The sequence below is a fragment of the Alsobacter metallidurans genome (assembly GCF_014636935.1).
Classification (GTDB): domain Bacteria; phylum Pseudomonadota; class Alphaproteobacteria; order Rhizobiales; family Beijerinckiaceae; genus Alsobacter; species Alsobacter metallidurans.
Genome location: NZ_BMES01000002.1, coordinates 1,373,190 through 1,387,413 on the forward strand (window position 1 = coordinate 1,373,190; position 14,224 = coordinate 1,387,413).

Sequence of the window (14,224 nt, forward strand, 5' to 3'; positions counted from 1 at the left end):
TGATGCAGGGGAGCGTGGCGACACGCTCCCCTTTTTCATGGCGACCTACAGGTCGCCGAACGGATGCTCGCCGGTGAAGTCGTCCGTCACCGTCTGGGCCGAGCGGGCCGCGCGGTCGCTGGCGATCTGGCTGATGCGGGCCCCGATGTCGGGCCGGCTCTCCATCAGGCGGCGCAGGTCGCCGGCGTCGAGCACCAGGAGCTGCGAGCGGATCACCGCCCGGATGGTGGCGGTGCGTCGGGCGTTGCGCAGCACCGCGATCTCGCCGAAGAATTGCCCCTCCCCCAGCAGATGCCGCTTGCCATGCTGGGTCTCGATCTCGACCTGTCCGGTCGCGATGAAATACATGCTGTGCCCGACCTCGCCGCGGCGCACGATCACCTCGCCAGCCTGCGCGGTCTTGGACCGCAGCAGGCGCATCACAGCCACCACCTCCTCGGCCGAGAGCTCCGAGAACAGCGGCACCCGGGCGATCATTCCCCACGTCACCACGAATTCGCGGCGGTGGATCACCTCCGCGAAAGCGGTGGCCACGATGCCGACCGGCAACGCCAGCATCACGAGCCCCATCAGGGCCGTCAGCGACGCGATCACCTTGCCGAGCGCCGTGATCGGCACGACGTCGCCATAGCCCACCGTGGCGAGCGTGATCACCGCCCACCACATCGCGTCCGGAATGGTGCCGAACTTGTCCGGCTGCGCGTCCGCCTCCACAAGGTGCATCACGGCCGCGGTGCTGATCACCAGGCTGCCGAGGATCACGAGGCACGCCGCCAGCGCCCGGCGCTCGGCGTAGACGGCCTCCATCAGCGACCGCATGCCAGGCGAATAGCGCATCAGCTTCAAAAAGCGCAGCAGCCGAAACACCACGAACACGCGGAAATCCGCCGCGATCACATAGGCCAGGTAGAACGGCACGATCGCCAGCAGGTCGATGATCGACGACGCCGTGAGCGCGTGCCGCAGCCGCGCACGCCAGGGCGGCAGGTGGCGCAGATTGGGGTATTCAACCGCCGCCCAGAGCCGCAGCGCGTATTCCACCGTGAAGACCGCCATGGAGGCGATCTCGACCCCCGTGAACACGCCCTCGTAGCGGTCGCGCAGCGACGGCACGGACTCGAGCACCACGGAGGCTACGCTGGCCACCACGAAGGCGACCAGGGACACATGCGCGAATGTCGCCACCCGGTCGCCCGGCACGGCCTGTTCGAGGATCTGGTAGGCGCGGCGACGCGCCCGCGTGAGGCGCTTCGCGGGGGATGGGCGCGCCCCGGCGCTCAAGCGCCGCCGATCGCCGCCTCGATGGCGGCGAGGGCCTCGCTGGCTTTCGACCCGTCCGGGCCGCCAGCCTGGGCCATGTCGGGCCGTCCGCCGCCGCCCTTGCCGCCGAGCGTCTCGGAGGCGACGCGCACGAGATCCACGGCGTTGAAGCGGCCCGTGAGGTCAGACGTCACCGCCACCACGACGCCGGCCTTGCCGTCCTCGCCGGTCGCAATCAGCGCCACCACGCCGGAGCCGACCTGCTTCTTGCCCTCGTCCGCAAGCCCCCTGAGGTCGCGCATTTCGACGCCGGTCAGCACGCGCGCCATCACGTTGACGCCGCCGATGGCCTTCACGCCCGAATCGCCCGCCTTGCCGACGCCCATCGCGATGGCCTTGCGGGCCTCGGCGAGCTCGCGTTCCAGCTTGCGCCGCTCTTCCATGAGGGCGGCCAGGCGGTCGCCCGCTTCCGCGGCCGGCGCCTTCAGCAGGCCGGTCAGGCCCTTCAGCCGCTTGCTGTCTTCCACGAGATGGCGCCGCGCGCCTTCTGCCGACATGGCCTCGAGCCGACGGACGCCAGCCGCCACCGCGCCCTCGCCCACGATGCTGACCACGCCGATGTCGCCGGTGCGCCGCACATGGGTGCCGCCGCACAGCTCAACCGAGAAGGCCGGGCCGTTATGGCCGGGCGTGCGCGGCGGGCCCATGGACACCACCCGCACCTCGTCGCCGTATTTCTCGCCGAACAGCGCCCGCGCGCCGGTCTCGATCGCCTCGTCGACGCCCATCAGCCGCGTCACCACGGGCTCGTTCTCGCGCACGACGCCATTCACGATGGCCTCGACCCGGTCGAGCTCCTCCTCGCTGATCGGCTTGGGGTGCGAGAAGTCGAATCGCAGCCGGTCCGGCGTCACCAGCGAGCCTTTCTGGGCGACGTGGTCGCCGAGCACCTGCCGCAGCGCCTCGTGCAGAAGGTGCGTCGCCGAGTGGTTGGCCCGGATTGCGCCGCGGCGCTCGTGATCCACCTCGAGCTCCAGCGCGTCGCCGACGCGCAGCGCCCCGCTCGCGACCGTCACAACATGCGCAAAAACGTCGCCGAGTTTCTTTTGCGTGTCCCGCACGGTCACGGACACGTCCGCGCCCAGCATGCGGCCGGTGTCGCCCACCTGGCCGCCGCTCTCGGCGTAGAATGGCGTCTGGTTCAGGAGCACGACGCCGTCCTGGCCGGCTTCCAGCCGGTCCACGGGCTGGCCGTCGCGCAGCAGCGCCGTCACGACGCCCTCGGCGCGCTCGGTGTCGTAGCCCAGGAATTCGGTCGCCCCGACCTTCTCCTTCACGCCGTACCACACCGTCTCGGTGGCGGCCTCGCCCGAGCCCGACCAGGCCGCGCGCGCCATCTCGCGCTGCTTCTGCATGGCGGCGTTGAAGCTCTCGAGATCCACCCCGATGTCGCGCGAGCGCAGCGCGTCCTGCGTCAGGTCGAGCGGGAAGCCATAGGTGTCGTAGAGCGTGAACGCGACCTCGCCCTTCAGGCTCTGACCGGCCGTCAGGCCGCGGGTTTCCTCGTCCAGGATCGCGAGCCCGCGCTCCAGCGTCTTGCGGAAGCGGGTCTCCTCCAGCTTCAGCGTCTCGGTGATCAACGGCTCGGCGCGCACCAGCTCCGGATAGGCGTGGCCCATCTCGCGCACCAGCGCGGGCACCAGCCGGTACATCAGCGGCTCGCGCGCGCCCAGCAATTCGGCGTGCCGCATGGCGCGGCGCATGATGCGCCGCAGCACGTAGCCGCGGCCCTCGTTGGAGGGCAGCACGCCATCCGCCACAAGAAAGGACGATGCGCGCAGATGGTCGGCGATCACCTTGTGGCTGGCGCGGCCCGGCTCCACGCCGGTGGCCTCCGCCACGGCGCGGATCAGCGCCCGCATCAGGTCGGTTTCGTAGTTGTCGTGCGTGCCCTGCAGCACGGCCGAAATGCGCTCCAGCCCCATGCCGGTGTCGATGGAGGGCTTGGGCAACAGCAGGCGCTCGCCGGGGGCGACCTGCTCATATTGCATGAACACGAGGTTCCAGATCTCGATGAAACGGTCGCCGTCCTCGTCGGGCGAGCCGGGCGGTCCGCCCGGGATGTGGTCGCCGTGGTCGTAGAAGATCTCCGAGCACGGGCCGCACGGGCCGGTGTCGCCCATCGCCCAGAAATTGTCCGAGGTCGCGATGCGGATGATCTTGCTGTCCGACAGGCCGGCGATGCGCTTCCACAGCGCATGCGCCTCGTCGTCCTCATGGTAGACCGTCACCATGAGCTTGTCGGCCGGCAGGCCGTATTCCTTGGTGACCAGGTTCCAGGCGAGCTCGATCGCCTGTTCCTTGAAATAGTCGCCGAACGAGAAGTTGCCGAGCATCTCGAAGAAGGTGTGATGCCGGGCCGTATAGCCGACATTGTCGAGGTCGTTGTGCTTGCCGCCGGCGCGCACGCATTTCTGCGAGGTCACGGCGCGCGAATAGGGCCGCTTCTCGACGCCCGTGAAGACGTTCTTGAACTGCACCATGCCGGCGTTGGTGAACATCAGCGTCGGATCGTTGCGCGGCACCAGCGGGCTCGACGGCACGACCTCGTGGCCATGCTTGGCGAAGTAATCCAGGAAGGTGGATCGGATTTCGTTGACGCCGCTCATGTGTCGCTCGATTTGGGCGGCCGTCGGCCGCCGAAGCTGATCTCGCGGCGTTTGTAGAGCATGCCGCCGCAAAGTGGAAACCGGTTTCGCAGGCTGGCGCAAGAGCTGCGGGGATGGGGCGTTTTGGTGTGACGGCCAGGCCCTGCATGCCGCGAGCCGCAATGCTGGTGGCATCCTCCCGTCATCGCGAGCGCAGCGAAGCAATCCAGGCGGTGGGGCGGCCCCGGCGCCGGGCCAAGCGCCCGGCATCAGCTGGATTGCTTCGCTGGCGCTCGCAAGGACGGCGAGGGTGTCGCGGGCGTTGCGGACGAAGTTGTGGGGTCCCTTCTCCGGGGGGAGGGGCGCGCGCAACCCAGGGGTCTATCCTCCAGTCATTGCGAGCGAAGCGAAGCAATCCAGGCGGTGGGGGCGGCCCCGGCGCCGGGCCAAGCGCCCGGCATCAGCTGGATTGCTTCGCTGGCGCTCGCAATGACGGCGAGGGTGCGACCCCCTTCTGCGAACGGCTAATCGTCGCGCGCTCTCTCCGCCGTCATCCCCGGCCGGAGCGGCGCAGCCGCGGAGGGGAAGGGGATCCAGGGGCAAGTCACAGATGGCGCCCAGTCGCCTGGATCCCCTTCCCGCGCCTGCGGCGCGCCGGGGATGACGGAGAGAGTTGAGCCTTTGCCCAACTGAGTTGATGACGAAGAGGGTTTGATGCGCATGGTGGCGACGGCCGCACATGGTGCAACGAACAACGGCGGCGCTGTTGGCGCCGCCGTTGTCTCGAACTCAATTCCGATCAGGCCGGAAACAATCAGGCCTGGCCTTCGTCCAGGTCCTCGGCGGTGGGCTCCACCACGTCGAGGATGCGGTCGGCCAGCAGGCCGGCGTTCTGGCGGATCTGCGTCTCGATCTTGTTGGCGAGGTCCGGGTTCTGCTTCAGGAACGTCTTGGCGTTCTCGCGGCCCTGGCCGAGGCGCTGGCTGTCATACGAGAACCACGCGCCGGACTTCTCGACGATGCCGGCCTTGACGCCGAGGTCGACGAGTTCGCCCACCTTGGAGACGCCTTCGCCATACATGATGTCGAACTCGACCTGCTTGAAGGGCGGGGCCACCTTGTTCTTCACCACCTTCACGCGGGTGGTGTTGCCGGTGACCTCCTCGCGCTCCTTGATGGAGCCGATGCGGCGGATGTCGAGGCGCACCGAAGCGTAGAACTTCAGCGCGTTGCCGCCCGTGGTGGTCTCGGGCGAGCCGTACATCACTCCGATCTTCATGCGGATCTGGTTGATGAAGATGACCATGCAATTGGAGCGCGAGATCGAGGCCGTGAGCTTGCGCAGGGCCTGGCTCATCAGCCTGGCCTGGAGGCCGGGCTGCACGTCGCCCATCTCGCCCTCGATCTCGGCGCGCGGCACGAGCGCGGCGACCGAATCGATCACCAGCACGTCGATCGCGCCCGAGCGCACCAGCGTGTCGGTGATCTCCAGCGCCTGCTCGCCCGTGTCGGGCTGCGAGATCAGGAGGTCTTCGAGGTTCACGCCGAGCTTGCGGGCGTAGACCGGGTCAAGCGCATGCTCGGCGTCGATGAAGCCGCAGACGCCGCCCTTCTTCTGGGCCTCGGCGACGGTGTGCAGGGCGAGCGTGGTCTTGCCGGAGGATTCCGGACCGTAGATCTCCACCACGCGGCCGCGCGGCAGGCCGCCGACGCCTAGCGCGATGTCGAGCCCCAGCGAGCCCGTGGAGATGGTCTCGATCTCGACAGCTTTTTCGTTCTTGCCCAGCCGCATGATCGAGCCCTTGCCGAAAGAGCGTTCGATCTGCGAGAGCGCGGCGTCCAGCGCCTTGGCCTTGTCCATGGATTGCCCTTCAACGAGCCGGAGAGAAGGTTGCGACATTGCAGGCGATCCTTATGGCACGAGCGAGAAACGAGTCTCAACCGAGACAGGCTGAGATGATCACGGTTTGTTCTCACTCGCAAGTTCTTTTTTTGTTCTACCGAATACAACCTGCCGACAATCGTCTCGATGAGCGGGCGAACAGCCGGTCCGTCGCCCGTTGAGAGCATGCGAAAGGGCCAGGAGACCCCTCATCCGGCGCTTCGCGCCACCTTCCCCCCGTTCCGGGGCGAAGAGTTCAGCTGACGCAGTGGCGCGGACCGCCCCGTCTCCCCGCGCGGGGAGAGCTGGTGTGATGGCGGCGCCGCCCCTTGCTCGCCAGAGCGATCCGGGGCGAGCCCCCTCACCCCAGCGCGGTCTTCACCGCCTCGATCAGCTGCTTCAGCGTGAACGGCTTTGGCAGGAAGGAAAATTCCTCGCCGTCCGGCAGGTTCTTGCTGAAGGCTTCCTCGGCGTAGCCGGACACGAAGATCACCTTGGCCTTGCCGTCACGCTTGCGCAGTTCGCGCAGGAGGCTGGGGCCGTCCATCTCGGGCATCACGACGTCCGAGACCACGAGGTCGATCTTGCCGCCCTGCTCGTCGAAGACCTGCAGGGCTTCCACGCCGGAGGCGGCCTCCAGCACCGTGTAGCCGCGCTGGGCGAGAGCGCGGGCCCCGAAGGCGCGGACGGCTTCCTCGTCCTCCACCAGGAGCACCACGCCGTGGCCGGTGAGGTCGGCCGTGGGCTTGGGCTTGGCGCCCGGAACGGGGGCTTTCTCGGGCTTGGCGGCCGGAAGGTCGTCGGCGTGCTCCTCGCCGCTGTGGCGGGGCAGGTAGATGCGGAAGGTGGTGCCGCGGTCCACCACGCTGTCGCAGAAGATGTAGCCGCCCGACTGCTTCACGAAGCCGTAGACCATCGAGAGGCCGAGCCCGGTGCCCTTGCCGACTTCCTTGGTGGTGAAGAAGGGCTGGAAGATCTTGTCGATGATCTCCTGCGGGATGCCGGTGCCGGAATCCTGGATCTCGATCAGCACGTAGTCTGCCGCCGGCATCACCTGCTCGCCGGCCGTCACCGGCTCGGTGGCGTGCACGTTGGAGGTGCGGATGGAGAGGCGCCCGCCGTCCGGCATGGCGTCGCGGGCGTTCACGGCGAGGTTGACGACCACCTGCTCGAACTGGGTGAGGTCGGCGCGCACCGGCCAGAGGTCGCGGCCGTGGCGCACGTCGAGCTCGACGCGCTCGCCCAGGAGCCGCTTCAGCAGCATGCCGAGGTCCGACAAAACCTCGCCGAAATGCATCACCTGCGGGCGCAACGTCTGCCGGCGCGAGAACGCCAGCAGCTGGCGCACGAGGCCGGCCGCCCGGTTGGCGTTCTGCTTGATCTGCATGATGTCCTGGAAGGACGGGTCGGTCGGCCGGTGGTTCACGAGCAGCAGGTCGGCATAGCCCATGATGCCCTGCAGCACGTTGTTGAAATCGTGCGCGACGCCGCCCGCGAGCTCGCCCACGGCCTGCATCTTCTGCGCCTGCGCGAACTGCGCCTCCAGCGCCCGCTGCTCGGTGGTGTCGAGCGCGTACACGATGGCGGCTTCGCCATCCTCGGCCTCGTTCTCCACCGTGGTGACGAAGAAGCGGGCCGAGCGGGTGCCCTCCCCGGCCAGCGCCAGGTCGATCGGGGCGATGTCGCCGCGCCCGGCGGCCGCCGACGCGATGGCGGCGGTGAGCTGCTCGCGGTCGCGCTCGCCCACCACGGCCAGCATGGAGCGCGCCGTCGAGCCGTCATGGCCCTTGAAGGCCGAGCCGAACAGCTTGGCGAAGGGCCCGTTGGTGCGCGCGATGCGGCCGTGCCGGTCGATGGTCGCGATGGCGAGCGGGGTGTTGTTGAAGAAGCGCGCGAAGCGCACCTCGGCGGCGCGCTGGCCCTCGGCCACGTCCTCGCCGGCCGAGCGGTTCAACGCCAGCGTGCGCGAGGGGCCAGGCGTGCCGTCATACGCGTAGGCGACGCTGTGGAACAACCGCACGGGCAGCGATTGCCCGCCGCGCCGGCGCAGGTCGAGGTCGTGGATCTCGGTGCGGACCTCGCCGGCGCCGCCCATCACGCCCGACAATAGCGCGGCGCCGTCGCCCGGCACGAGGTCGGAGAGCTTCAGACCGCCGGAACCGAACTGCGCGAGGTCGTAGTCGAGCCAGCCCGCCAGCGTGGCGTTCATGTAGATCACGTCGCCGGCGGCGTCGATGGACAGGAACCCGGCGGGCGCGTGGTCGAGATAGTCGATGGCGTGCTGGAGTTCCTGGAAGACGTTTTCCTGGCGCTCGCGCTCGCGCGTCACGTCCGCGATGGTCCACAGCGTGGCGCGCCGGCCGCTTGGCCGGTCCACCGGGCGCACGCGCACGCGGTACCACGCCACCCCGTCCAGCGCGCCGAGCGGCGGCGACAGGCGGATCTCCTCCGACGCGCTCTTGCCGTCGCGCGCCGCCTGGGCAAGGCGGTAGATCGCTTCCGACACGTCCGCCGAGCCCGTGAAGAGGCGCTCGGCCGTGAGCGCCGCATCCGCGGTGCGCGCGCCCGCGAAGCGCAGATAGGCGTCGTTGGCGTAGGCGATCCGTCCGTCGCCCTCCACCACGATCATGCCCTCGGCGGCCGAATCGACCACCGACTTGGTGAGGTCGTTGCGGCTGGTCTTGCCCGCGAACTCGATGATCCCGACCGCGCCCGCGAACAACGCGAACACGCCCACCACGGCCAGCAGCGCCAGCAGGCCCATGATCAGCGGCTGGGCCTTCTCGCTCGCCACCAGCGACAGCGCGATGGCGGCGCCGACCAGCACGCCCGCCAGCGCCAGCAGGAGCGCGGCGCTGCCCGAACGTTGCGGCTTGCCCGGCGCGGGCGCGCCCGCTCCCGCGATCATCGCGTCCTGTCCCGACCGGTCACGTGAGGCCATGTTCCATCCGTCCGCCGCCGTCAATACCGCCTCCGGCGCAGGCGCATCACGTAGCCGATCACTTCGGCCACCGCTTTGTAGTGTTCGACCGGAATGTCCTGATCGAGTTCAACCGCCTTGTAAAGCGCACGCGCGAGCGGTGGATTCTCGACCACCGGCACGTCGTTTTCCTCCGCCATCGCGCGGATGCGCAGCGCCACCGCGTCGAGGCCCTTGGCGACGCATTGCGGCGCGGCCATGCCGGGTTCGTATTGCAGCGCCACCGCGAAGTGGGTCGGGTTCATCACCACCACGGTGGCGGTCGGCACCTTGGACATCATCCGCTGGCGCGCCTGCTTGGCGCGCAGCTGCCGGATCTTGGCCTTGATCTCGGGGTTTCCGTCCGTTTCCTTGTGCTCGTCCTTCACTTCCTGCTTGGTCATCCGCTGCCGGTTGTACCAGGTGAAGCGCTGGTACACGTAGTCGCCGCCCGCGATCGCCGCGTAGATGATCAGCACGGCCTTCATCAGCGTAACGGCCTCGGCCTTGGTCGCCTGCAGCAGCATGGCGACGTCCATGGTGGCGAAGCTTTCCAGCCGCGCCATCTCGGGCCACACCGCCATGTAGATGGCGACGCCCACCACGCCGAGCTTCAGGAGCCCTTTCAGGAACTGGACCAGCGCTTCCTTGCCGAACACGCGCTTGAAGCCCGAGAGCGGCGAGATGCGCGACAGTTGCGGCGCCAGCGGCTGCGTCGACAGCGAGGGCTTGTGCTGCACCATCCCGCCCGCCAGCCCGGCCAGCATCAGGATGCCGAGCGGAAAAGCGAGCGCGCTCAGGCCCGCCCACAGCCCGTATTCGCCATAGACTTTCACGGCCCCGGGCTCGGCCGACACGCGCCCGGCCTGGGCCAGCAGCCCCCCCAGCATCACCTTCAGCGAGCTCGCGGAGCTGTCCGCCACCGCGACGAGCGCCAGCGTGCCGCCGGCCAGCACGAACCAGGTGTTGACCTCCTGGCTCTTGGCGATGTCGCCCTTTTCGATCGCCTGTTCGAGGCGTCGTAGGGAAGGTTCTTCTGTGCGGTCTTCCTGGTCGTCCTCGCCCGCCATGGCTCACCGCGCCATGAAGGGCAGCAGGAAGTCCGAGACCTCCCGGAGGAACACCGCCATCATGGTCCCGATGGCGGCCAGCAGGATGATGAAGCCGATCATGATCGTGGCCGGCATCCCGAGGAAAAACACCTGCAGAGCCGGCATCAGCCGCGACAGCACGCCCAGCCCCAGGTTGATGATCACCCCGAACACGATAAATGGCGCGGCGATCTGCACCGCGATCGAGAAGCCCTTGCCCATGGTGCCCAGCGCCAGCATGGCGGCGTCCCCGGTGGGCGGCGCGGCGCCAGGCGGCAGCGCCGTGTAGCTGCCCCCGATGGCGGCGATCACCATGTGGTGCCCGTCGGTGGCGAACAGCAGCGTCACGCCCAGCATGGTGAGCAGGTTGCCGAGCGCCGCCGCCTGCCCGCCCTGCGACGGGTCCACGGTTTCGGCGAAGCCCAGCCCCAGCGCCTGCGAGACGAAATTGCCCGCCGTCTGCAGGCTCGCGATCACGATGCGGGCGCAAAGGCCGATCATCAGCCCGATCGCGAGTTCCAGAAACAGGGTTGTAAACACCGCATTGCCCTGCAGCGCCTGCGCGGGCAGCAGCGGCCGCACGATCGGCATCATCGCGATCGTCAGAAACACCGCCAAAGCGAGCCGCACCCGGGCGGGCACGAAGCGCTCGCCCAGCGCCGGCATCAGCATCATCAGGACGCCGACCCGCGCGAACACCACCATGAACAGGGCCGCGATCGCCGGCCCGAAGGTGAACCCCATCCCCGCCCCGTTCCGCGCGCCGGCCCCGAACCGAAGCCGGGAACCGAATCCGCCCGCCAGCGCGCCGGGGCTCATTCTAGCCGCCCGTTGCGATTCGCGACGCCACCCTGGTCATGTATCCGGCCAGCGCATCCCCCATGAAAGGCAGCAGCAGGATCATCGCCAGCCCGAGCACGATGATCTTGGGCACCGCCACCAGCGTCTGCTCCTGGATTTGCGTCAGCGCCTGGATCAGCGAGATCACCACGCCCACCGCCAGCGCGATCAGCATCAGCGGGCTCGCCACCTTCAGGAAGGTAAAGATGCCGTCGCGGGCGACGTCGAGAACTTCCGGGCCTGTCACGCTGGGGTGTCCATTGCGGTGTCGGTGCGAGATCAGGATCCCCTCATCCTGAGGAGCCCTGCGCAGCAGGGCGTCTCGAAGGACGAGGGCTCCAGAGTGATCGATCCCTGGAGCCATCTGGATCCCCTCGCCCTTCGAGACGCGCCGCTGAGGCGGCGCTCCTCAGGATGAGGGGTGTTGCAAAGAAGCGCCGGAGCCGCCGCCCCGGCCCAAAACTAGATCTGCATCCGCATGATTTCCTCATAGGCGGCGATCACGCGGTCGCGCACCGCCACGAGGGTTTCGAGGGCGGTTTCGGTTTCGGCCACCGCCGTCACCACGTCCACCATGTCGGCCTTGCCCATCGCGGCCTTGCTGGCCTGCTGGTCGGCCTGCTTGCCGGCGTCCGCCACCGTCTGCAGCACGTTGCCGAGCGCCTCCGCGAAGCTGGGGCCGCCGCCGCCGGCTCCGCCCACGCCCGGCATCGCGCGGCCGGCGGTCGGGTTGGCGAGGCGCTGGGTCGCCGCATAGGCGCCGGCCGCGATGGTGGGGCTGGCCATGGTGGGCGTCTCCGTGGAAGGTCGGGCGGGAAAAGATCAGGCGCGGCTAGATGCGAAGGATGTCGAGCGTCTTGGCGAGCATGCGGCGCGTGCTGCTGATGACGTTGAGGTTCGCCTCGTAGCTTCGCTGCGCCTCCCGCATGTCCATCTGCTCCACCAGCGGATTGACGTTCGGGTACTTCACGTCGCCATTGCGGTCGGCGGCAGGATGCCCCGGCTCGTGGCGCGTCTCGAAGGGCTTCTGGTCCTTGCGCACCCGCCCCATCGTCACCGTCTGGGCTTCGAGCTCGCGCTCGAACTTGTGGTCCATGGTCGGGATCTTGCGCCGATAAGGGTCGCCGCCGGGCTTCAGCGCGGTGGAGTCCGCGTTGGCGATGTTCTCCGAAATGATCCGGATGCGGCCCGCCTGGGCCTTGAGGCCGGACGCCGCGATGGAGAGGGAGCGAAGAAAATCCATGATCCGTCAGCCTCTCTTGCCGATGGCGATCTTGAGAAGCGACAGGCTCTTGGAATAGAGGCTCGCGACGGCCTGGTAGTCCATCTGCGTGTCGGCGAGCTTGGTCATCTCGTCTTCCAGCGTCACCGAGTTGCCGGAAGGACGGGTCTCGAACCGCTGGCCGGCCTTGCCGCCGGGCGCGCCCGGGCCGCCGCCGGTCGTGATGTGCCCCGCCGAGGTCGCCTCGAGCTGGATCCCGCCGCCCTGCCCGGGAGCCGAGAGCGCCTGGAGGTCCCGGGGCCGGAAATTCGGCGTGTCCGCGTTGGCGACGTTCTCGGCCAGCAGCTTCTGGCGCGTTTGCAGCCACTGCATGCGCGTCTTCAGCTGGTCGACAAGGGGAAGTCCCATTCCGCTCATGGCGGGTCTCCGCGGCAGGTGGGCAAAAAATGCCGCCCCCATGGTTAACGTCGAGTAAACGAACTGTAGTGGAGCAGGCGTGTTGGGGGCTTGACGCATGCTGTTGAACGACGGCGTGCTATGTTCAACTCGCGGGTGGGGACCTTGCGGGCCAGTCGGGGAGTGTTTCAGCGTTGCAATCGATCTTTGGAGTGACCTTGCCGACGCCGGCCGTTTGGGCGGTCGCCTTCGTCGTCATCTTCATCCTCTTGGCCTTGTTCGCATTGCTGCTGCGCCGTCTGGCCGGCGCCAGGCTCAACATGGCCGGGGGCATGTCCCGCAACCGCCAGCCGCGCCTGGGCGTGGTGGACGCCTATGACCTCGACCGGCAGAGGCAGCTCGTTATCGTCCGCCGCGACAATGTCGAGCACCTGCTGATGATCGGCGGTCCGAACGACCTCGTGGTCGAGCACACCATCGTGCGCGCCGGGCTGAGCGCCCGCGAATATGCCGAGCAGCTGCAGCAGCGGCCCGAGGTCGCGCGCCCGGATGCGCCCCGCACCGAGCCCCTCGCCGAAGCGCCCGCGCGCGCCGAGCCGGCGCGCCCCGAGAGCCCGCGCCCCGAAGCGCCCGTCGCAGTCGACGTGCGGGCGGAGACGCGGCCTGAAGCCCCGCGCCAGGATCAACCGCGTCAGGAACCCGTGCGGCAGGAGACCGTGCGGCAGGACCCGACCCGCTTCGAGCCCCCGCGCGCCGAGCCGCCGCGTCCGAACGGCTACCGCCCCGAAGCGCCGGTTCCGCCGGCCGTTGCGCCCGTGCCGCCGGTGGCCGCCATGCCGCCGCGCCTCCCCGCCGATACGCCGCGCAACGTTCCGCCGCCTCCCCCGCCGCGCCGTCCCGACGTGATCCGGCCCGAACCCGATCTCGGCGCCGAGCCGCTGCTGCGCGCCGAAGCGCGCCCGGAGCCGCCCCGCGCGGGCCGACCGGAGCCGATGCCGCCCATGCGGCCACAGCAGGCGCCGCCGCCGCCCCAGTTCCGTCCCGATCCGGCGATGCGGCCGGATCAGCCCATGCGGCAGGACCCGCCGATGCGGCAAGACTCGCCCATGCGCCAAGACTCGCCCATGCGGCAGGAGCCGACGCTTCGCCCGGAGCCCCGGAACGCCCCCGACAGCCGTCCCGTGGAGGCGCGCCCCATGGCCGAGCCGCGCCCGACCGCCGGGCCCAGCCACGACACGGCGGGCGGCGCGACCGCCCCGGCCAGCCAGGCCGCCAGCGCGGCGGCCGCCCAGGCCGAATTGTCCGACATGGCCCGCAAGCTCGAGGCGGCGCTGAAGCGCCCCTTCGCGGCGCCGGCCGACGCCCCGCGCCCGCCGCAGCCCGCTGCCCCGCCTCCGCCCGCCGCGCCCGTACCGCCTGAGCGGCCGTCGTCGCCGGAGCCGAGCCGCGCGGCGCCGCCGCCCGCCCCTGAACTGCCGGTCCAGGCCGCTCCGCCTCCTCCTCCTCAGCGCCCCGCCGAGCCGGTGGCCCCGCCCGCCGCGGCGTTCACGCCAGCGCCCCCTCCCCGGCCGGATCGCCCCGCCGAGCCTGCCCCCCGAATCGAGCCGCAAGCGCCGGCTTTCACTCCCCCGACGCCGCCCGCGCCGGCCGCCCCGCAAGCCGCAGCTCCGGCCCCGGCGCCGACTCCGGGCCCAGCGGCTCCGGCTGCGCCCGCCCCGAACCCGGCCCCGGCGCCTCGCCCCGCCTCGCGCCCGACGGACCTCGTCGACTTCGACTCTCTCGAAGCCGAAATGTCCCGCCTCCTCGGCCGCGACGTCGGCCCCAAGAGCTGACGCCAAGTCTCCCGCCGTAATCCGGGCCATCCTCCCGTCATTGCGAGCGACAGCGAAGCAATCCAGCCTGACAGCCGGGCCCTTAGGCTGGATT

The 14,224-nt window shown here is 69.5% G+C and carries 11 protein-coding genes; 1 reads left to right on the forward strand and 10 read right to left on the reverse strand.

What is annotated here, in order from left to right; translation table 11 throughout:
- Positions 1-45 precede the first annotated feature (45 nt).
- The 10 genes from IEV99_RS16910 to flgB form a co-directional block, all read right to left on the reverse strand.
- On the reverse strand, positions 46-1,281 hold the full coding sequence (locus IEV99_RS16910) for a cyclic nucleotide-gated ion channel (protein ID WP_188518907.1): 1,236 nt from the start codon (positions 1,279-1,281) through the stop codon (positions 46-48).
- On the reverse strand, positions 1,278-3,929 hold the full coding sequence (gene alaS / locus IEV99_RS16915) for an alanine--tRNA ligase (protein ID WP_188518908.1): 2,652 nt from the start codon (positions 3,927-3,929) through the stop codon (positions 1,278-1,280). The genes IEV99_RS16910 and alaS overlap by 4 nt, the downstream gene beginning before the upstream one ends.
- Positions 3,930-4,722: 793 nt before the next feature.
- Positions 4,723-5,808: a recombinase RecA gene (gene recA, locus IEV99_RS16920; RefSeq protein WP_188518909.1), complete on the reverse strand. Its 1,086-nt coding sequence runs from the start codon at positions 5,806-5,808 to the stop codon at positions 4,723-4,725.
- Between the two features lie 343 nt (positions 5,809-6,151).
- Positions 6,152-8,731 carry a cell cycle histidine kinase CckA gene (gene cckA / locus IEV99_RS16925; protein WP_371875799.1) on the reverse strand — a complete coding sequence of 860 codons (2,580 nt, stop codon included), beginning with the start codon at positions 8,729-8,731 and terminating at the stop codon, positions 6,152-6,154.
- Between the two features lie 20 nt (positions 8,732-8,751).
- Entirely contained in the window at positions 8,752-9,819 is a 1,068-nt protein-coding gene (flhB, locus tag IEV99_RS16930) for a flagellar biosynthesis protein FlhB (RefSeq protein WP_188518910.1), read from the reverse strand.
- A gap of 3 nt (positions 9,820-9,822) precedes the next feature.
- Positions 9,823-10,584 (reverse strand): flagellar biosynthetic protein FliR, encoded by a 762-nt coding sequence (gene fliR, locus IEV99_RS16935; protein ID WP_188518911.1) that lies wholly within the window; start codon positions 10,582-10,584, stop codon positions 9,823-9,825.
- 76 nt (positions 10,585-10,660) lie between these two features.
- Positions 10,661-10,927 carry a flagellar biosynthesis protein FliQ gene (gene fliQ / locus IEV99_RS16940; RefSeq protein ID WP_188518912.1) on the reverse strand — a complete coding sequence of 89 codons (267 nt, stop codon included), beginning with the start codon at positions 10,925-10,927 and terminating at the stop codon, positions 10,661-10,663.
- A 215-nt stretch (positions 10,928-11,142) separates the two neighbouring features.
- Positions 11,143-11,466, reverse strand: coding sequence for a flagellar hook-basal body complex protein FliE (gene fliE, locus IEV99_RS16945; RefSeq protein WP_188518913.1), 324 nt, complete (start codon positions 11,464-11,466; stop codon positions 11,143-11,145).
- A gap of 46 nt (positions 11,467-11,512) precedes the next feature.
- Positions 11,513-11,923, reverse strand: coding sequence for a flagellar basal body rod protein FlgC (gene flgC / locus IEV99_RS16950; protein WP_188518914.1), 411 nt, complete (start codon positions 11,921-11,923; stop codon positions 11,513-11,515).
- A 6-nt stretch (positions 11,924-11,929) separates the two neighbouring features.
- Positions 11,930-12,319 (reverse strand): flagellar basal body rod protein FlgB, encoded by a 390-nt coding sequence (gene flgB / locus IEV99_RS16955; protein ID WP_188518915.1) that lies wholly within the window; start codon positions 12,317-12,319, stop codon positions 11,930-11,932.
- Positions 12,320-12,510: 191 nt separating this feature from the next.
- Here flgB and IEV99_RS16960 point away from each other — a divergent pair, with 191 nt between their 5' ends.
- The gene (locus IEV99_RS16960; protein ID WP_188518916.1) at positions 12,511-14,130 is read left to right on the forward strand and encodes a flagellar biosynthetic protein FliO; all 1,620 of its coding nucleotides are present in this window, start codon (positions 12,511-12,513) and stop codon (positions 14,128-14,130) included.
- Positions 14,131-14,224: the final 94 nt, after the last annotated feature.